We start from the raw sequence: 21,700 nt of genomic DNA on the forward strand, positions 1-21,700 counted from the left end.
CCTTAATGTTTAGGAGATATTTATGGTTGCAGCCAACAAGAATGAGTTTGTCTTTTTACCTTTAGGAGGAGTAGGTGAAATTGGAATGAATCTGGCTGCTTATGGATTTGGTCCCAAAAATCTTCGTGAATGGTTGCTTGTTGATATGGGGGTAAGTTTTGCTGGTCCTGAATTACCTGGAGCAGATCTTATTTTGCCTGATATTCGTTTTCTAGAAAGCGAAAAACATAATATATCTGGTCTTATTTTAACTCATGCTCATGAAGATCATTATGGAGCTGTTCTCGATTTGTTACCGCAGCTTAACATCCCGCTTTACTGTACCCCTTTTACATCAGGACTATTGGAGTGTAAAAGGCAATCAGATTTTGAATCTCGTAAAATTTTATGCCATATTTTTCAAGCTGGCGATTGTTTTCAGGTTGGTTCCTTTTCGGTAGAGGCTATTGCTGTTAATCATTCGATTCCGGAAGCTGTTTCTTTGGCAATTACAACATCTTTAGGTACTGTTATTCATACGGGTGATTGGAAAATTGATCACACACCATCACTTGGTCCTGTAACTGATGAAAAACGTTTTCGTACTTTAGGCAAAAAAGGTATTTTAGCTTTACTTTGTGATTCTACTAATGCCTGTCAGGATGGTATATCACCATCAGAACAGCAAGTTCAGGAAAGTCTCTCTGAAATTATTTCGAAAGCGGAAGGGCGTGTTGCTCTTGCAACTTTTTCTTCTAATATTGGTAGAATACGTTCAATTGCTCTTGCCGCTGAATCTGTTGGGCGAAAGGTTCTTGTCATTGGGCGCTCTCTTAAGCGAAGTATTATGGTTGCAGAAGAACTTGGTTATATGAAAGATTTGGCACCATTTGTTACGGAAGATGATTATGCTTATATTCCGCGAAAAGATATCGTTTTAGTTGTAACGGGAAGTCAGGGTGAGCCGTGTGCAGCTTTAGCTAAATTATCACGCAATGAAATGGGAAAAATTGCACTTTCTACGGGTGATACAGTTATTTATTCATCGCGGAGTATCCCAGGCAACGAAAAAGCTATTATTGAAATACAAAATCGTTTTATGGATTTGGGAATTAAAATAATTACCAATAAAGATGCTCTTGTTCATGTTTCTGGCCATCCACGTCGTTCAGAACTTTTACAGATGTATGATTGGGTAAAACCGCAAATACTTGTTCCTGTACATGGTGAAGCAATGCATCTTACTGCTCAGGCAACTTTGGCACGTCAAGCAGGGATTAAAATTGTTGCTGATGTTAGAAATGGTCGTATACTACGTCTTGCACCAGAACCCGTAGAAGTCATTGATCAAATTCCTGTTGGACGCATTTATAAAGATGGTTGCTTGATTGGAGATGAAGATGAATTGGGAATTCGGGAAAGACGCAAGCTAAGTTATGCTGGTCATGTTTCCGTTTCTCTCCATATGAATAGCAAACATGAATTATCTGATGATATTGGTCTTAGCACATTTGGACTACCTGAAAAAAATAGAAATGGTGGGAATGTGAAAGATATTCTTTTGGATGTTGTAGAAAATACAATCTATAATATTCCACGTGTTAAACGAAAAAATAATGAACTCGTTCGGGAAGCAACACGGCGTGCAGTGAGAGCAGCTGTTAATGAAATTTGGCAAAAAAAGCCTATTTGTACAGTCTTTTTGCATAGATCAAAATAAAGCAATTTGCTCTTGCATTTTTTTATTGAGAGAAAGAAAAAGGATTCTTAATTATTTTGTCGCTAGGAATACACTAAATAAAATATAAGGTACATAAATTTTAAAATAACAGGAATGTTGTATTTGGAAAATATACAGAATGTAGCTATAAAAGTTGTAGGGCATATTTAAATTATTTTGTACCGTGGTCTTTATTAGGAGTTAATTGTTTTAATGCGTCTTTCTCAGTATTTCCTCCCACTTTTAAAAGAGAATCCTAAGGAAGCAGAGATTGTTTCTCATCGGCTCATGTTGCGTGCCGGTATGATTCGCCAACAAACATCAGGAATTTATTCTTGGCTTCCCTTGGGGAAAAAAGTGCTTGATAAAGTTTGTAAAATTATTCGTGAGGAGCAAGAACGTGCTGGTGCTATAGAAATATTGATGCCTACACTTCAATCTGCAGATCTTTGGCGTGAAAGTGGTCGTTATGATGATTATGGTTTAGAAATGCTCCGCATTAAAGATCGCCAAAAACGTGATTTGCTTTATGGTCCGACAAATGAAGAGATGGTAACAGATATTTTCCGTTCCTATATTCGTTCTTATAAGGATCTACCACTCAACTTGTACCATATTCAATGGAAGTTTCGTGATGAAATCCGTCCACGTTTTGGTGTGATGCGCTCACGAGAGTTTTTAATGAAAGATGCTTACTCTTTTGATCTTGATTATGAGAGTTCTAAAACGTCTTATAATCGAATGTTTGTTGCTTATTTACGTACTTTTTCTTGTCTTGGCTTAAGAGCAATTCCCATGCGTGCTGATACGGGTCCAATTGGGGGTGAACTCAGTCATGAATTTATTATTTTGGCTGAAACGGGAGAGAGCGCTATATTTTGTGATAGACAATTTCTTGAACTTACTGTTCCAGACAGTTCGATTGATTTTAGAGATAAAACTGTTTTAGCTGATATCGTTAAACAGTGGACATCTTTTTATGCAGCAACAGAAGAAATGCATAATGAAGAAGAGTGGGCTAAAATTTCTGATCATAATCGTCTTGCAGCGCGTGGTATTGAAGTAGGGCATATTTTCCACTTTGGCACGAAATATTCTGCTCCAATGGGAGCTAAGGTTATGGGACAAGATGGAAAAGAACATATTGTTTCTATGGGATCTTATGGTATTGGGCCTTCACGTCTTGTTGCGGCAGCTATTGAGGCTTCTCATGACGAAAATGGTATTATTTGGCCAAAGTCTATCGCACCATTCGATTTTGGTATCATTAATATGAAACCAGAGGATGAAAAATGTACACAGACATGTGAAATGCTCTATCAAGGATTAAGACGTGCTGGTTTTGATCCATTATTAGATGATAGAAATGAGCGTCCCGGAACCAAATTTGCAACAATGGATTTAATTGGCTTACCAACACAAATAATTGTTGGGCCTAAAAGCATTGCGCAAAATGAAGTTGAAATGAAAGATCGAAAAACAGGTGTTAAAAAATCTCTAACGGTTGAAGCTGTACTCAATCAGTTTTCTGTGTTTTGATAGGCAATATTATGAAGTGGTTGAGCAGTAAATGGTTTTCATCTTATGAATGGATGATTGCTTTTCGTTATATGATTCCTAATAGAAAGCATGTTGTTGCATCTGTTATTTCAATCATTTCTCTTATTGGAATTATGCTAGGTGTATTTGCACTCGTTGTTGTTATGGCGGTGATGAATGGTTTTCGTGCAGAACTTCTCAATCGTATTCTTGGTATGAATGGACACCTTGTTGTTCAGACAATTGGAGCTGGTTTTACCGATTATAACACTATGATTTCTTCTCTGGAATCCGTGAATGGAATAAAATTTGCTTTGCCTATCGTTGAAGGGCAAGCACTTGTACAAGGTGAAGTTGAAGGAGGAACCGGTGCTTTAATTCGTGGTATGCGTAAACAAGATTTGGAAAAGCTTAAAACAGTATCCCAAAACATTAAATTAGGAACACTTGCCCAATTTGATAAAGAGGAAGGGGTTGCAATTGGACTTGGCTTAGCAGAAAAATTAGGACTCACAGTTGGGAGTGATCTTCGTATTATTACACCAGATGGTGATGCGACTCCTTTCGGAGTTACGCCTCGTGTGAAAGCTTATAAAGTCATTGCGATTTTTGAAGTTGGTATGTCTGAGTATGATTCAATTTTTGTTTTTATGCCTCTCCAAGAAGCACAAATGTTTTTTAATTTAGAGGATAAGGTTCAGTCTTTAGAGTTATTTCTTAATAATCCAGATGCTGTTGATCAGATAAAACCAACAGTAGAAAAAGTAATTAATCAGAAGGTATATTTAATTGATTGGCGTGCACGCAATCAGGCTTTTTTTTCCGCCTTACAAATTGAACGAAATGTTATGTTTTTTATTCTTTCTCTTATTGTCCTTGTTGCTGCTTTAAATATTATTTCAGGATTGATTATGCTTGTGAAAGATAAAAGCCATGATATTGCAATTTTGCGTACAATGGGTGCACATCAAAGTGCGATTCTGCGTATATTTATTACCACAGGTATGATGATTGGGGTTATTGGAACAATATTAGGGCTGATTTTAGGTATCATAACGACCGCAAATATCAATCATATTCAGGATTTTATATCTTGGTTGTTTAATGTTGATGTTTTTAATCCTCAACTTTATTTCCTAACAAAATTGCCTGCTCAAATTGAATGGAAACAGACGGCTATAGTAGCTATGATGGCTTTATTCTTGTCATTTCTTGCAGCACTCATTCCAGCATGGCGAGCTGCTAAATTAGATCCTGTTCAAGCTTTGAGGTATGAGTAATAATGTCAGCTATTTTAGAGCTTGTTGAGATCGAGCGCCATTTTTCTGAGAATAATAGGCCTCTCATTATTTTAGATAAAGCTAATTTTGTGCTCAATCGTGGAGAACTTGTAGCGCTTGTTGCTCCATCTGGTGCTGGAAAATCAACACTTCTTCATATTGCTGGATTATTAGAAAAACCAACAGCTGGTGATGTGTTATTACGAGGGATGTCTTGTGGAAAGCTTTCTGATAGTGAGCGAACAGCAATTAGGCGAAATGATATTGGTTTCGTTTATCAATTTCATCATTTACTCCCAGAATTTACAGCTTTAGAAAATGTCATGATCCCACAAATGATAGCAGGATTTAAAAAATCTATAGCAGAAGATCGTTCACTGAAATTATTAAAATATCTTCGTGTTTCTCATCGTGCAAAACACCGGCCATCAGAATTGTCTGGTGGAGAACAGCAACGTGTTGCAATTGCGCGTGCTGTAGCAAATGGTCCTTCAGTCCTTTTGGCAGATGAACCAACAGGAAATCTTGATCCCGTAACTTCAGCTTATGTATTTCAGGCTTTGTTTACACTTGTTCGTCAATCTGGTCTTTCGGCTCTTATTGCGACGCACAATTATGGTTTAGCTAAGCAAATGCACCGTCGCATTACGCTGAAAGAAAAAAAGATTATTGAACTTCCTTAGAGGTGAGATCAGAATTTATTCTTAAAGTTGAAACCATAATTTATATCACTTTTCACCTAGAAGGAGATTTTTATGACAATTTTTGTCGTTGACGAAAATCAATTGGATTCACGTCGCCGCCGATTGGTTTTTCGTGCATGGCACAGAGGTATTCGCGAAATGGATCTCATTTTTGGGCATTATGTAGACGCTCATATTGTAGGGATGAGTGATGAAATGGTTGCTGAACTTGAATATATTATGTCTTTTGATGACCGTGATTTGTTGGCATGGATTACTGGAGAAATTTCTCCACCTTCTGAGGTTGATAGTTTACTTTTTCGTGATATTGCCAATTATCGTTCTTGCTTAAATTTTAATTTGACCTAAGATGCCAATATTTAAAAAAATTATTATCCCTCAAAATATGCAATCTTGCATAATTTTTGATGGTGTTATTGATGGATTTGAAGCCTTTGCGCTTGCTAAATTGAGTTCTACAATTTCTCAAGGTAAACCACTTGTCTATGTTGTTCGTGATGGAACAAAAATTTTTTATTTACAGCAAGCGTTAAGTTTTATTGAGCCTAATTTACCTGTTCTTCAATTTCCTGCGTGGGATTGTTTACCTTACGATCGTGTATCTCCCGGAGTTTCTGTTCTTGCACGTCGTCTTTCTACTTTAGCACATATATTAAATTTACGAAAAAATGCGCATTCTGCGATTATATTGACAACTACAAATGCAATTATCCAAAAATTACCACCTTGTACAATGATGAATGATCAGATTCTTCACGCACGTGTTGGTCAATGTATCGATATGAAGAATGTAATTTGTTACTTAGAACGAAATGGTTTTGAGCGCGTTGCGATTGTGCGTGATATTGGGGAATTTGCCGTAAGAGGAGGAATTATTGATATTTTTCCTCCTGGTGATGTTGAACCCTTGCGTCTTGATTTTTTTGGCAGTACTTTGGAAACAATTCGTGGATTTGATGCTGCTACACAACGCACTACAGCAAATAGAACAGATCTTTTTTTGCAGCCGATGAGTGAAGTTATCCTTACTCCAGAATGTATTAGTCGATTTAAAAGTAGTTATACGCGTACTTTTGGTGTGCTTAAAAAAAATGACGCACTTTATGAAGCTATTTCTCAAGGGCGGCGTTTTTCTGGTATGGAACATTGGCTGCCCTTTTTTTATGAGAAACTCGATAATTTTTTTGACTATTGTGGTAATTCCACAGTTGTTTTCGAACCACTCATAGAAGAAGTATTACTTGAGCGTTATCGTCTTATTGAAGATTATTATGATGCTCGTAAAGAGCGTGAAAATGATAGAGACAGCAATTTTTCTTATCGACCAATAGAGCCAAAACTACTCTATTTCACACCAGAACAGATTTTAACACATGTGCAACAAGTTGGGCAACGTATTGATTTTACACCTTTTAGTGCTCCACAAGCTTTGGGAAAAACAATTATTCATGCAAATACTGTATCGGGATATGATTTTGTAAAAGAGCGCAATGCTCAAGATAAAAATGTGTTTTCAAGTGTTGTTGAGCATATTTTTTCATTACGGAGTGCTGGAAAAAAAGTTCTTTTAGCTTGTTGGAGCGAAGGATCTATGAATCGTTTGTTGCAGGTTCTTGATGATCATGGATTGAAAAAAATAGAAATTGTCAAATCATTACAAACTGTAAAAGCAATGCCTCGTGATCGTATATCTGCGGCGGTCATAATGATTGAGCATGGTTTTGAAATCGGAGATTTTGCTATTATAGCAGAACAAGATATTTTAGGTGATAGATTAGTGAGGTCACCCAAAAGACGTAAGAATAATGCGCATTTTATTTCTGAAATTACGACTTTGAATTCCGGTGACTTTGTTGTGCATACTGACCACGGTATTGGGCAATTTGTTGGTTTAAAAACTATTACAACTACAGGAGTTTTACGTGATTGTCTTGAGATCAATTACGCTGGAGGTGATCGACTTTTTTTACCAGTTGAAAATATTGAATTGCTCTCACGTTATGGATCGGAAGTTACAGGTGTAACGTTAGATAAATTAGGTGGTGTTGCTTGGCAGGCACGTAAAACGCGACTTAAGAAACATTTGTTAAAAATTGCTGAACAATTGATTCGTATAGCGGCAGAGCGCACAACGCGTTCTGCACCTGTCTTAGTGCCTCCAACTGGAGTATTTGAAGAATTTGTTGCACGTTTTCCTTATGAAGAAACACAAGATCAGATGGATGCTATTAAAGCTGTTTTAGATGATTTAGCAGCAGGAAAGCCTATGGATAGGTTGATTTGTGGGGATGTTGGTTTTGGGAAAACAGAAGTTGCTATTCGCAGTGCGTTTGTTGCAGCATTAAATGGTTATCAAGTTGCTCTTGTTGTACCAACAACATTACTTTCACGACAACATTATCAGACTTTCCTCTCACGTTTTCAAGGGTTACCGATTAAGATAGGTCATGTTTCAAGGCTTGTGAAAGCTAAAGAGCTTGCACAAGTCAAAAAAAATATTTCAGAAGGAACCATTGATATTGTTATTGGAACGCATGCACTTCTTAGTGAATCGATTAATTTCTCACGTTTAGGACTCCTTATTATTGATGAGGAGCAACATTTTGGTGTAAAGCATAAAGAACGTTTAAAAGAATTAAAAAGTGATATTCATGTTCTCACGCTTTCAGCAACTCCTATCCCACGTACTTTAGGACTTGCTTTATCGGGTTTACGTGAGCTTTCCTTAATAACTACACCGCCCATTGATAGAATGGCTGTACGCACTTTTATTTCCCCTTTTGATACACTTGTTATACGTGAGACATTACTTCGTGAATATTATCGTGGTGGACAGAGTTTTTACGTTTGCCCTCGTATTTCTGATCTTGCCTTTGTAGAAGAATACCTTAAAGAGCATGTTCCAGAACTCAAGTTTGTTATTGCTCATGGACAAATGCCTGCTGGACAGCTTGATGATATCATGACCGCATTTTATGATAAACAATATGATGTTTTGCTTTCAACAACCATTATTGAATCAGGGCTTGATATTCCTACCGCTAATACATTAATCGTACACCGTGCTGAAATGTTTGGGCTCTCTGCTCTCTACCAATTACGTGGTAGGGTAGGACGCTCAAAACAGCGCGCTTATGCACTCTTTACTTTTCCTTCTGGTAAAGTTTTAACTCCTGCTGCTGATCGCCGTCTTAAAGTTTTACAATCTCTTGATACATTAGGTGCTGGTTTTCAATTGGCAAGCCATGATATGGATATTCGCGGTTCAGGTAATTTATTGGGTGAAGAACAGTCTGGACATATTAAGGAAGTTGGATTTGAGCTGTATCAAAAAATGCTTGAAGAGGCGGTTACAGAGCTAAAAGACGGGGAACATAACGAAGACAGTCAATGGTCGCCTCAAATTTCATTGGCTACAACAGTTATGATACCACAAAGTTTTGTACCTGATTTATCTTTACGCATGAGCCTTTATCGTCGTTTAATGGATCTTAATGATTTAGAAGAAATCAATGATTTAGGAGCTGAATTGGTTGATCGCTTTGGTGCTCTTCCACTTGAAGTTCAATATCTTCTCAAAATTGTTTACATTAAAGCATTATGTCGAAAAGCTCATGTGGAAAAATTAGATGCTGGACCAAAAGGAATTGTCATACAATTTCGCAATAACTATTTCGCAAATAGTGTTGCTCTTGTTCAATGGGTTGGGAAACAAGGTTCAATGGCGAAAATTCGACCAGATCAAAGTATTGTTCTTATTCGGGATTGGTCTACAGTAGATAAAAGACTTATTGGGGCAGCAAAGGTTATGACACAGCTCGTAGAAATGATAGAACAATAATCCTGTTTAGAAACTTTTTCCTTTTATTTCAAAACTATCGCTCATTTTTTTAAACTTATTACCTTATTCATAAGAATACATTTTATCTCAGTTACGAAAAATCATGGAATCCCCAATTTAAATAATATCAATATAATACATATTGATATAATAAACAAAATAGATTAAACAACAAAATTATAAAAACGATAATATCGTATAGTATTTATCTACAAAGCCTTTAAGAGAAAAAAATAGGATAATATGATTTTCTCATTACAGAGATTTTTAATAATAGTTTTTTTGTTAACGAATTTTATATGTAGCGTAAAAAGTACTTATGCTAAGGTTAGCTTAATAGAATTACCTCTTTCTAATTTGACTCTTGATGAAAAATACAAGCATGTTAAAGAAAGATTAAGAGTTATTGAAAAGAGAATAAAGTTTATTGAAAAAGCAGTTGCTGATTTAACTCTTTCACAAATACACACTCCTAGTACAGAATATGATAAGCTTATACAAGAACAAAAAAAGCTTATTGATGAGCGCATTAATCTTAGTTCTGAATTGCATGATTTAGCTAAAGAAAAACAAGAATTTATATCCAGAGCACATAGAGCAAGAGAATATGAAATAGGGGAATATGAAGGAAAAGTGAGTAAAGTAAGAAGATATCTGAAATCTCGACGTCCTTATGAATTAGGATTGAATGACGATGATTATATAGATCATCTTGACAATAGAAGTATTTATGAAATCGTGAAATATTATCCAATGTTCATTCTTAGTTGCAAAATTAATGAGGATATTCTGCGCTCTGATGTAGGAGATTTATTGCGTAAAGACTTTGGTTGGAAAGAAGAAGATTTTAGTTGGGCAAAGGAAGCAATTAATTTAATAGATCAAGAATTAATCAAGGGACTTGAGGAGCTTATGACGATAAGCCTTTCTGATTTCAAAGAATATATGCTTAATGATACAAAGGACAGAATAACACGCAATCCCTCAAGCGTGAAAAATCTCCCTTTGTGGTGTAAGACTATAAGAAAAATACATAATATAATGCTTCCAGATAAGAAAAAAAACATTCTAAATCGTATGCGCTCTCATATTGAAGAATGGCTTAACAAAAAGTAGCTGTATCCATTATTATGGTAATAGTTTTATAAGATAAAGTAATATTAAATTTTTAATAAAAAGACTATAATACGTTATATTAATTATGATTATGACATAAAACTTTTAATTTTTGTAAGAGTTTTTCTGTTTGATTACACTATATAATTAAAGTTTATAAGTATTTATATTTTTAAAATATTTTTTATTCACGCCACCAAGCGGGAAGGCGGTAGCCATAAAGTGGTGTATAAGTAGGGTGCTTAATATACGACCAGCGTGCTACCCACTGTTCAGGTAAATGATAAAGCGGTATGTAATAACTCCCAGAAATAAGAATTCTATCTAAAGCACGAACTGCTGTAATGAAATCAATATCTGAACGTGCATCGAGTATTGCTTTTATCATCGCATCTATAGCAGGATCCGCTGCTCCAGCGAAGTTAAAACTTCCTTTTAAATTTCGAGAAGCTGAACTCCAACGATTTATTTGTTCGTTTCCTGGAGAGAGAGAATTTCTTAATTTTCCTATAATCATATCATAATCAAACATTCCTAAACGATTTTGATATTGGCTATCATCAACAGTTCTTATTTCGGTGTGAATACCAAGGCGTGACAAAGTACTTTGAAATGCGAGTGCTATTTTTTCTTCTTCGAGAGATTGTGTCATAATTTCAAATTGAAAAGGCAAACCATTGGGAGCAATCACTCTATTATTTTTTTTGGTAAATCCCGCTTCTTGTAAAAGTTTCCAAGCCTTTTGGGTTATGAGGCGATCCATTCCTGATCCATTTGTTTTGGGCATATGCCAGCTTCCATCCATGACTTCAGGAAGTACAGCATCAGGATAAGGTGCTAAAAGTACCCTTTCTTCTTTGCTTGCTGCTCTCCCGACAGCTGAAAGAATAGATCCATACCAATAACCTTCTGTTCTTCTATAGATATTATTGAAAAGATGATGATTGACCCATTCAAAATCGAAAAGTAACGATAAAGCCTGTCGTACTTTTTTATCTTTAAAAACTGTGCGACGTGTATTAAAAACAAAACCCATAAGATCAGCAGGGGTTCCTTTTGAAAAACTCTCTTTGATAACCCGCCCATCACGAGCAGCTGGAAAATTATAAGAATGCAGCCAACGATTTGGATTTGTTTCAATAAAGACATCAATTAAGCCTTTTTTAAACGCTTCAAAGCGCGCTGTATCATTACGAAAATATTCAATTTGAATAATCTCAAAATTATTCATCCCTTTATTTACAGAAAGATCTTTTCCCCAATAATGAGGATTACGTTTATAAATAATACGTTCACCTAGATCAACATGCTCAATAACATAGGGTCCACTTCCTAGAATTTTATTTAAGCCGTTTTTTTCAAAATCATCAATGTTAATAGCATGTTTAGGCAATATAGGCATTACGCTTGCTAAGAGAAGAGGAAATTCGCGATCTTTTGAATTTGGGAAGCGTATTTTGATACCATAATTACCAACTTTTTCGACAGATTCTATGCGTTTCATATAGCGATTAAATGGAGGTCTTCCTTTATCTTGAAGGAGCTTTATTGTAAAAATAACATCTTCAATTGTTATAGGTTTTCCATCTGAAAAATGCGCCTTTGGATTAAGAAAAAAGGTAATTTCAGTACGTTCATCATTTAATTCAACTTTTTCTGCTAAAAGGCTATAAAGTGTAAAGGCTTCATCACGAGAACGTACCATCATTGATTCATAAACAAGACCAGAAAAAAGTTCATCAGAAAAAAGTCCTCTTGCAGTTGTTCGAAAACTGCGGATCACAAATGGATTTAATCCATCAAATGTTCCAACAACACCATAAGTAACTTTACCTTTTTTGTTTGCATTGGGAGAGGCATAAGGAAAATAATCAAATTTATCTGATAATTTCGGTTCTCCATGCATTGCAATACCTGTTGCTAGAGCGCTACGACTTAAAAAAAGAATTATAATTATAAAGAAAATTTTAAAACAGTAAGAGCGGTAGGGCGACATAGGAGTTTACTTTAAATGATATTGCAATATTGATTCGTTTATGTAATCTTACCTCATTCGATTGCACTGAGGTATTTTATGAATAAATATTTATAAAAAATATTAATGCAATAGAAGGGGATATTAGACACATATTATATAAAGATTTAATTGACTGTTTGTGGCTTTCTTTTTCTCAATTTGACTTTTTTCTTTATATTGAAGTAAGAAACATACACTAGAGGGTGTCATTTTATTGATTTTAATTTAATACACTTAGAAGAAATTATATTTAGTATTCTTAATATTAAGAATGTTGTAATTATAAAAGCGCGTTGAAAGGATCAACTTAATCATGCCGCATAAAAATGTCTATTCTGTTATTTCAGTTTTAGCTGGAACTGTTGCCCTTTTTTTCACATTCTATATTCCTGCAAGTGCGCAAACTTTATCCCAAGGTTGGTACAAGGTTTGTAGCAAACAGAGCGATGTTGATATCTGTAATACAATGAATACTGTTGTATCAAATACTGGACAACCCTTAACGGCTTTTAATCTCGTTGAGATAAAGGGAAAACAAAATGAAAAACGTATAGGTATCCAAGTTCCTACTGGACGTTTCTTGCCAGAAGGTGTTCATATTCAAATTGGCGACAATTTTTCTAAAAAAGTTCCTTATATTATTTGTAATGGACCAAGCTGTATTGCTAATGATATTTTAGATGATAAACTTATTGCCGCTATGAAAAGTGGTTCGAAAATGGTTGTAACCACAATTAATTTCCGCGGCTCAGCTAATCCTATTGAATTTTCTCTGAATGGATTCACAGCAGCATACACAGGTCCTGGTATGGAAGAAAAAGATTTTCAACAAGAACAAATAAAATTGCAACAAGCTATTCAATCAAAACAAAAAGAAATTGAAGACCGTATGCGGGCTGAACAAGAGAAAGCAAAACAAAACAAGTAATTCTATAACATAGAATAATTATTTAGAATTCTTTTATTTGATTCCGCCACAGAATATCTTGTGGCGGTTTTTTAATACTTAATTTTTAAAAAGAGTTCTGCGTTTCCACCAACCAACACGCTCAGTTTTACGTTCTTCATCAGGTGCTGATGATGTAACAACAGGCTGCTTAGCAATTTCTTCAACTTTAGTGGGAGCTGGTTCGATAACGTCTTCTTTAGATTTTTGCTCTGTTATTTCTTTTGTTTGCGTTAATTTTTTAGAGAATGATTTTTTTTGCGTTTTGCGTTTTTTCTTCTTTATATTTTCAGAATCTTCTTCGCCTATCTCAAGAAGGGGGCTATCTACTTTTTTTGTTTTAACTTTACGTTTTGAACCGGCTGTAGCATTTTCTTCAAGATGTACTAATGTTACTACACTCTGATCATTTTCAAGAATTTGTTGATTTTTTATTTCTTTTGAAGAAAGTGTCTTTCGCTTTTTAGATTTAACAACGGTATCAACTTTAATAATTTCGTTTTGTTGCACATCTTTGGATCGAATATCACTTTTTTCCATTTCAACTTCAACAAGCTTAGCATCTGGAATACGGCGTTGACGACGTTCTGCTTTAATTTCTGCTAAGGCTTGTTTGGCAAAGTCTCCTACTGGTTCTGCATAGGGAATACGAAATTGATAAAAATTATTATCTTGATTACGACGACCGCCACGACGCCCCCGACGGCGGATTCGACGACGGGAATCATCGTTTAGCGTATCATCTTTTTTATGAACAGTGGAAAGAGAATTGTCATTCATCTCAACTTGACGATTTTTACGTCGACGTTTCTGTTTCGTTTCAACGGATTTTTTATCTTCAGTAGATGTATTTTCTACAAAAACGACATCTTTAATATCTTCTTTACTATCATCACTATCATCTTCAAAAAACAATGGAGGTTGAGAAACTGTTTCTGCCATTGTACCTTTAGAAATAATAAGATGCTGCGTTCCAATACTGTCATCGGCTTCAATACTAATAGTAAGTTTGAAGCGCTCTTCTAGATTAACGAGAATATTACGTTTATGGTTTAACACATAAAGTGCTGTTGTTACGGGAGTACGCACGATAATGTGATAGTGGGGATTATGAAGAAGATATTCTTCAATTGAGCGTATGACATGTAAAGCAATTGATGATTCAGAGCGTACATTTCCTGTTCCAGCACAATGCGGGCAGGGTTGCATTGTACTTTCTAAAACTGATACGCGAATACGTTGACGACTCATTTCAAGAAGACCAAAATGTGAAATATGACCAACTTGAATACGAGCACGATCACTTTTTAAGCAATCTTTCAATTTTTTTTCAACTAGCTTTATATTACGCTCTTCGAGCATATCAATGAAATCAATCACAATCAAACCAGCGAGATCACGTAAACGTAATTGACGTGCTATTTCTTCTGCGGCTTCTAGATTGGTCTGTAACGCTGTTTTTTCGACAGAAAGCTCTTTGGTTGAACGGCCGGAATTGACATCAATAGCAACAAGCGCTTCCGTTTGATTGATAACAAGATAACCACCAGATTTTAAAGAAACTTGCGGAAGCAACATTTTATCAAGTTGAATTTCGATATTGTTGTGCGCAAAGATAGGGGTAGGATCGCGATAGGGTTGAACAACTTTCGCATGACTTGGCATGAGCATACGCATGAAGTCTTTTGCCTCACGATATCCTTGATCTCCAGAAACAAGAATTTCATTAATATTCTTATTGTAAAGATCACGAATAGAACGCTTTATAAGGTTGCTTTCTTCATGGACAAGGCATGGTGCTGTTGATTTTAGTGTCAATGTGCGAACGGTATCCCATAAGCGCGTAAGATATTCATAATCGCGTTTAATTTCAGCTTTTGTTCTATTTGCTCCAGCAGTTCGCAGAATAACACCCATACCTTTTGGAACATCTAATTCTTTTACAATTTCTTTAAGACGTTTGCGATCTTGTATATTTGTGATTTTCCGTGAAATACCACCACCCCTTGCTGTATTGGGCATTAGAACAGAATAACGCCCTGCTAGAGATAAATAGGTTGTAAGTGCTGCCCCTTTATTGCCACGCTCTTCTTTAATGACTTGTACCAATAAAATTTGACGCCGTTTAATAACTTCTTGAATTTTATATTGACGTTCTTGTTTATATTGATAAGTAGGTATTTCTTCACTTACATCTTCCGCACCAACCATTTCAATCTCATCATGAGAAATATCTGTATTAAATTCTTCTTCTGCATCATCAATTATTATTTCAGATGATGTAACATTGTTGTCAACATCCGCTGCCATGATGTTACTTTTTGCATCTTTTTTTGTTTTTCTGGAGCGTTTTTTATTTTTGTTTGTTTCTTCAATGAGAGTATCCGCATAATTTTCTCTCACAGCAGCTTCTTCTTCTTCAAGCAAAGCAAGGCGATCAGCAATAGGAATTTGATAATAATCAGGATGAATTTCTGAAAATGTTAGAAAGCCATGGCGGTTTCCACCATATTCTACAAAAGCAGCTTGGAGTGATGGCTCAACACGTGTAATACGTGCAAGATAAATATTTCCTTTAAGCTGCTTTTTATGCTCTGATTCAAAATCAAGTTCTTCAATTTTGTTGCCGTGAACAACAACAACACGTGTTTCCTCCGGGTGGGAGGCATCTATAAGCATTTTGTTTGACATGGGTTAAAATCCTGAAGGCGACATGCATAACTTTATTCAAACGAACAGTACAATTATTCGAAAACATAAAGGGCTGTCTGCCATAAAAAGGAGGTGCCAGAAAAACAAAACGGGCTACCATGCGCAAATGCATCATTGCATTTAAAGCATTTTTTATTCCTATACCCATCTGTTTTGTATGACTCATATTTTTGTAAGTCTCCAGCAAAACAATCTTGAAAACAGTTCGGATTCCCGAACCAGCGAATCTTAAATAACGCAATCTCAGCTTCTGAGACATAAAGACTTTTCATCTGTAAAAAGCCTAAATGTATAACATGTAATAAACCCTCTAAAAACAACTAAATATAAATACATATAATTTAGATGGCTCCGATCAAACTAAGAAGCGTAAATGCCCTTTTATGTTGATATCATGCTTTTGGCAAGTAACAATATAAATGTATACCATAATAATGACTTTATTGCCTTAATTGAGTTTCTGGATATTTGTAAATAAAAAATTCAGCATTTACTAAAAAATAGAGCATAAGTTGAATATATAATTTTTATGCGAATAAAAATAGGTTTTTTCTTTGGAATAAGGTGTTGTGCTAATGATAAGAGAATCTTCTATCAAAAAATCGAAAGCAGCTTATTGGAATGTTTTGTTGTATCTTACATGCTGTTTATTTTTCTTATTGTTATGCCAAACAATTGTTAAAGCTGCGGATGTATTGAAACTTGTCAATTTGCAAACCATTGGTGATAATGCGCACACACGCATTATTGCAGTGTTTAATGCTAAACCCAGTGTTCGTTTGCAGATTTTAGATAATCCTGCACGACTGATTATCAATTTACCCACAGCTGATTTTCCAACACAAAATACGCCTTTTAAAAAACGGGATACATTATCAACAATGCTATCAGATGTACGTTATGGTTTTTCTGATATAAAAACTTCGCGCATTATTTTTACGAGCAAAATCGCTTTTGTTGTTGAAAAAACTACAGTACAAAAATTAGAGAATGGTTTATGGCAGCTGCTGATTGATATTGGGAAAACCACACAAAAAAAATTTGGTGAAATTTTAAAAAAACAACAAAAAGTTAATCTTGATACACCGCCACCACGTAATCCAGCGCGTAATTTTCGTGTTGTTCTCGATCCAGGTCATGGTGGAATTGATGGTGGTGCCCAAGGCGTTAGTGGTATTTTAGAAAAAAATATAACGCTAGCTTTTGCTCGTGTGTTGCGAGATGAATTAGAAAAAGATTCTCATATAAAGGTTATTTTAACACGCGACTCAAATACTTTCCTAAGGCTAAGCGAAAGAGTTAAAAAGGCGCAAGAATTTAATGCTGATCTTTTTATATCCATTCATGCAGATACTATTAATGCACATTTTCTTCGTGGTGCTACAGTATATACCATATCGGATAAGGCATCTGATGCCATTGCGAAATCTTTGGCCGAAAATGAAAATAAGGTCGATCTTCTTGATGGTTTGCCTGCAGAAGAGTCTCTTGAAGTTACAGATATTTTAATTGATCTCACACGGCGTGAAACACATGCATTTTCAGTCAATTTTGCTAATAGTGTTGTTTCAAATTTATCAAAGAATCATATTAATCTGATAAATAACCCTCATCGATATGCTGATTTTCAAGTTTTGAAGGCTCCAGATATCCCTTCTGTTTTAATAGAGATCGGCTATTTATCGAACAAAGAGGATGAAAAATTATTAAATAATCCTCAATGGAGGAAAAAAATGGCTGCTTCTCTTGCTCATTCTATCCGAAAATTTGCTGAGTATAAGCAGAAAATTATGCAGCCTCTTTAAATTCGTTAGAAAATAGAGTACCAATGTTATTATTCTGATATAAATTAAAAGATGGAAAACAGTTTTCTCTTTGTCTCAATTTTGTGATGATATCTGCTTGTTTCTAATGAGATAACATGTCTTTTTTTTAATCAATTCTGAAGAAAGTGATAGTCGCTTCAATGATGATTTTTTTTAAATATCTTCTTAGTTTCTTTGTTGCTATTTGGTTTTGGGGAGAAATAACGCGGGTAGCCATGGCGGGGGATAAAGCGGATACACTTCCTGATTATGAAGTTCTTTCGCTCTATGAACCACCGGTGATGACTCGCATTCATGCTTCTGATGGCAGCCTAATGGCAGAATTTGCAACAAAAAATCGTCTTTATTTGCCAATTCAATCAATACCAAAACTCCTTAAAGAAGCTTTTATTTCAGCCGAAGATAAAAATTTTTATCAGCATTTTGGTTTAGATCCTGAAGGACTTTCTAGAGCCTTAATCAATAATATCCGGAATATTGGTTCTGGGAAACGCCCAGAAGGAGCATCCACAATTACACAACAAGTTGCTAAAAACTTCCTTTTAAGCTCAGATGCAACATTGGAGCGTAAATTAAAAGAAGCTATCCTAGCAATGCGTATTGAAAGAACTTATTCGAAAGATCACATCCTTGAACTCTACCTCAACGAAATTTATCTTGGTCGGAGTACTTACGGTATTGCAGCAGCGTCTTTGACCTATTTTAATAAATCCGTCAATGATCTTACTTTAGAGCAGTGTGCTTATTTAGCTTCTCTTCCGAAAGGACCGGCAAATTATGATCCATTCAAAAATGCACAACGCGCTCTTAACCGACGTAATTGGGTAATAGACAGAATGGTTGCAAATGGATATGTAACGCGTGAACAAGCTGAAGAAGCTAAAGCAAAACCCTTAGGGGCAACAATGCGTGGTAGTGATAACTACGTTTTTGCTGCTGACTATTTTACTGAAGAAGTGCGTCGCCGTTTAGTGCATCGTTATGGAGCAAAAACACTTTACGAAGGTGGGCTTTCAGTTCGTACAACACTTGATCCGAATCTACAGCTTATTGCTCGGCGTGCTTTACACAATGGATTAATTAAATTTGATCGCTTACAAGGCTGGCGTGGAGCTTATAAGCATATTGATAAGAAAGATGATTGGGGTGTTGAACTCGCAAATATTGCTGGATTAAGTGATGTTCCTGAATGGCGCTTAGCCATCGTTCTTTCTGCTAATGCCAATAGGATAGAGATTGGCCTACAACCACAGCGCGAAACTTCAGGTTTGTTATCAAAAAAACGAGAAACTGGTGTTTTATCTGAAGTCGACTCAAAATGGGCATTACATATTACTAAAGAAGATGGCTATCAAAAAACCGTTCCGAGTTTATCGCATGTTTTACGAGTTGGAGATGTCATTTTTGTTGAAAAAATATCAAATACAAATAATACTTACCGTTTACAACAAATTCCAAAGGTTGAAGGTGCAATTGTTGCTATGGAACCTCATACAGGACGGGTTCTCGCAATGATAGGGGGATTTTCTTTTTCTGTATCTGAGTTTAATCGCGCGACACAAGCTTATCGTCAACCTGGTTCTGCTTTCAAGCCTTTTGTATATGCTGCAGCACTCGATAACGGATATACACCAGCATCAGTTGTTTTAGATGGTCCCATTGAGATCCGGCAATATAACGGTGAAATTTGGCAACCTAAAAATTATGGTGGTACATTTGCTGGTCCTTCAACCCTGCGTTATGGCATTGAGTATTCTCGTAATCTTATGACAATACGGCTTGCCAATGATATGGGAATGCCTCTTGTCGCTGAATATGCAGAGCGTTTTGGTCTTATAGATAAATTGCAACCTTATCTTCCTATGGCGCTAGGCGCTGGAGAAACAACAGTTTTACGGATGGTGACAGCTTATTCAGTTATTGCGAATGGGGGACGATCTATTAATCCATCTCTAATAGACAGAATTCAAGATCGTTATGGAAAAACGATTTATCGTCATGATGATCGTCTCTGTGAAAATTGTAATACTGCGTTATGGGATAATCAAAAGGAACCCACATTAATTGATGAGCGTGACCAAGTCCTTGATCCTATGACAGCTTATCAAATTACATCAATGATGGAGGGAGTTATTCAACGTGGCACAGCTGCACGTTTACGGTACCTCAATCGACATATTGCCGGTAAAACAGGAACAACTAATGATTCTAAAGATGTATGGTTTATGGGTTTTACTCCTGATCTTGTTGTTGGTATTTTCATTGGTTACGATCAACCTGCTCCATTAGGATTTAATGGAACGGGGAGTACATTAGCAGCTCCTGTTTTTGGTGATTTTATGGAAGCAGCTTTAAAAGGAAAGCCAGATGTACCATTTAAAATGCCAGAAGGTATGATTTTGATGCCAATTAATCGTAAGACAGGCATGCTCACGGAAAGAGGGGATAATGACGTTATTATAGAAGCATTTAAACCAGGAACTGGACCTGCTGATATATATCAGGTAATTGGTAGTACGAATTCTTTTCAAGAAGGTGTTCCTACCATAACAACTTCTCCGCAGGTTAACAAAGCTCTTGAAAGTGGTACGGGCGGTCTGTATTAAAAAGTAAATCTCTTTTTGATATGAATGACAGAGTGAAATAATTTTTATCTATTTCTTTGTAGTATTGCTGTAGCAATAGGGTTTGTGGTGCCGTATCCTTAAGAATTGTTACGAAGACCCTTGATGTAAAATGCTAAGGAATATAGCGCTAGAAGAAGTATTTAAAATAAAGCCTATGGTGGTAAATTATGCGAGCAGAAATAGAAATATTAGTTGATGAAATCCAAAAGGCAATTAAATTACTAAGGAGGCATCTTTGACTGGGATCAATCACTCAAACGTCTCGAATATCTCAATCAAAAAGCTGAAGATCCAACCCTTTGGGATAATGCGCAACAAGCGCAAGATATGATGCGTGAACGTCAGCGTCTTGATGATTCAATCAATGGTATTCAATCATTTACAAAAACACTCGAAGAGTGCATTGAATTAATCACGATGGGCGAAGAGGAAAGTGATATTGAAATTATCAATGATGCAGAAAATTCAATACGTAATCTTAAGAGTGAGATAGATAAAAGACAAATTGATGTGCTTCTTTCCGGAGAAGCTGATCCGAATGATACTTATCTAGAAGTTCATGCTGGTGCAGGAGGTACGGAAAGCCAAGATTGGGCTTCTATGCTTTTGCGTATGTATACACGCTGGGCTGAACAACATAAAATGAAGGTTGAGATATTAGAAATTCATGATGGAGAAGAAGCAGGAATAAAATCAGCGACTATTCTTATAAGAGGGCATAATGCTTATGGTATGTTGAAAACAGAATCAGGTGTTCATCGTTTGGTACGCATTTCGCCATTTGATTCAAATGCAAAACGTCATACCTCTTTTGCGAGTATTTGGGTTTATCCAGTCATTGATGATAATATTGAAGTTGCTGTTTCAGAGGCAGATGTTCGTATTGATACATATCGTGCATCAGGAGCTGGAGGGCAGCATGTCAACACAACAGATTCCGCAGTTCGCATCACGCATATAAAAACAGGTATTGTTGTTCAATGTCAAATGGAGCGTTCTCAACATAAAAATCGAGCAACTGCGTGGTCTATGATGCGTGCAAGACTTTATGAAGAAGAGCTCAAAAAGAGAGAAGAAGAAACAAATGCTATTGAAGCTTCTAAAACAGAAATCGGGTGGGGACATCAAATTAGGTCGTATGTTCTTCAACCCTATCAGCTTGTCAAAGATTTACGTACAAGCGTTGAAAATACTGATCCACAATCTGTACTTAACGGCGATCTGGATGCATTTATAGAAGCAGCGCTTGCTCAACGTATTCATGGAAAAAATAAAGAAATCGAAGATATTAATTAATCATACACTATATTCTTCAAGTTGTAGAAGTTTACTTCTTGGTTCATTAATTTCTATCCAACCCACATCTAAATTCTCCAATTAGCAAAATAAAGTC

General features: G+C 35.9%; 13 protein-coding genes. 11 read left to right on the top strand and 2 right to left on the bottom strand.

Going from position 1 to position 21,700, the window contains the following annotated elements:
* Positions 1-22 precede the first annotated feature (22 nt).
* The 7 genes from MCS_RS00485 to MCS_RS00515 all read left to right on the top strand — a co-directional run bounded on the left by MCS_RS00485 (position 23) and on the right by MCS_RS00515 (position 10,179).
* On the top strand, positions 23-1,699 hold the full coding sequence (locus MCS_RS00485; RefSeq protein WP_004854330.1) for a ribonuclease J: 1,677 nt from the start codon (positions 23-25) through the stop codon (positions 1,697-1,699).
* Between the two features lie 213 nt (positions 1,700-1,912).
* A complete protein-coding gene (gene proS / locus MCS_RS00490; RefSeq protein WP_004854331.1) occupies positions 1,913-3,238 on the top strand; it encodes a proline--tRNA ligase in 1,326 nt (441 codons plus the stop codon).
* Between the two features lie 11 nt (positions 3,239-3,249).
* On the top strand, positions 3,250-4,518 hold the full coding sequence (locus MCS_RS00495; protein WP_004854334.1) for a lipoprotein-releasing ABC transporter permease subunit: 1,269 nt from the start codon (positions 3,250-3,252) through the stop codon (positions 4,516-4,518).
* Positions 4,519-4,520: 2 nt separating this feature from the next.
* The gene (locus MCS_RS00500; RefSeq protein WP_004854337.1) at positions 4,521-5,201 is read left to right on the top strand and encodes an ABC transporter ATP-binding protein; all 681 of its coding nucleotides are present in this window, start codon (positions 4,521-4,523) and stop codon (positions 5,199-5,201) included.
* A 72-nt stretch (positions 5,202-5,273) separates the two neighbouring features.
* Positions 5,274-5,570 (top strand): FAD assembly factor SdhE, encoded by a 297-nt coding sequence (locus tag MCS_RS00505; RefSeq protein WP_004854339.1) that lies wholly within the window; start codon positions 5,274-5,276, stop codon positions 5,568-5,570.
* Between the two features lies 1 nt (position 5,571).
* The gene (gene mfd, locus MCS_RS00510; RefSeq protein WP_004854341.1) at positions 5,572-9,063 is read left to right on the top strand and encodes a transcription-repair coupling factor; all 3,492 of its coding nucleotides are present in this window, start codon (positions 5,572-5,574) and stop codon (positions 9,061-9,063) included.
* Between the two features lie 243 nt (positions 9,064-9,306).
* The gene (locus MCS_RS00515) at positions 9,307-10,179 is read left to right on the top strand and encodes a hypothetical protein (protein ID WP_004854343.1); all 873 of its coding nucleotides are present in this window, start codon (positions 9,307-9,309) and stop codon (positions 10,177-10,179) included.
* Positions 10,180-10,363: 184 nt separating this feature from the next.
* On the opposite strand, the gene MCS_RS00520 is transcribed toward MCS_RS00515, so the two are convergent.
* Entirely contained in the window at positions 10,364-12,085 is a 1,722-nt protein-coding gene (locus MCS_RS00520; RefSeq protein ID WP_004854346.1) for an extracellular solute-binding protein, read from the bottom strand.
* 424 nt (positions 12,086-12,509) lie between these two features.
* Between MCS_RS00520 and MCS_RS00525 the strand changes: the two genes are divergently transcribed.
* Positions 12,510-13,124, top strand: coding sequence for an invasion associated locus B family protein (locus MCS_RS00525; protein WP_004854347.1), 615 nt, complete (start codon positions 12,510-12,512; stop codon positions 13,122-13,124).
* 78 nt (positions 13,125-13,202) lie between these two features.
* Here MCS_RS00525 and MCS_RS00530 read toward each other — a convergent pair whose 3' ends face one another.
* Positions 13,203-15,833 (bottom strand): Rne/Rng family ribonuclease, encoded by a 2,631-nt coding sequence (locus MCS_RS00530; RefSeq protein WP_004854350.1) that lies wholly within the window; start codon positions 15,831-15,833, stop codon positions 13,203-13,205.
* 596 nt (positions 15,834-16,429) lie between these two features.
* Between MCS_RS00530 and MCS_RS00535 the strand changes: the two genes are divergently transcribed.
* The 3 genes from MCS_RS00535 (at position 16,430) to prfB (ending at position 21,603) form a co-directional block, all read left to right on the top strand.
* A complete protein-coding gene (locus MCS_RS00535) occupies positions 16,430-17,659 on the top strand; it encodes an N-acetylmuramoyl-L-alanine amidase (RefSeq protein WP_004854353.1) in 1,230 nt (409 codons plus the stop codon).
* 161 nt (positions 17,660-17,820) lie between these two features.
* The gene (locus tag MCS_RS00540) at positions 17,821-20,286 is read left to right on the top strand and encodes a penicillin-binding protein 1A (protein WP_004854354.1); all 2,466 of its coding nucleotides are present in this window, start codon (positions 17,821-17,823) and stop codon (positions 20,284-20,286) included.
* A 188-nt stretch (positions 20,287-20,474) separates the two neighbouring features.
* Positions 20,475-21,603 (top strand): peptide chain release factor 2 gene (prfB, locus tag MCS_RS00545; RefSeq protein WP_115608613.1). Its coding sequence is split into 2 segments (ribosomal slippage): positions 20,475-20,543 and positions 20,545-21,603, totalling 1,128 coding nucleotides; the frame shifts between segments, so codons are not numbered across the junction.
* Positions 21,604-21,700 lie beyond the last annotated feature (97 nt).

The sequence above is a fragment of the Bartonella doshiae NCTC 12862 = ATCC 700133 genome, assembly GCF_000278155.1.
GTDB lineage: Bacteria > Pseudomonadota > Alphaproteobacteria > Rhizobiales > Rhizobiaceae > Bartonella > Bartonella doshiae.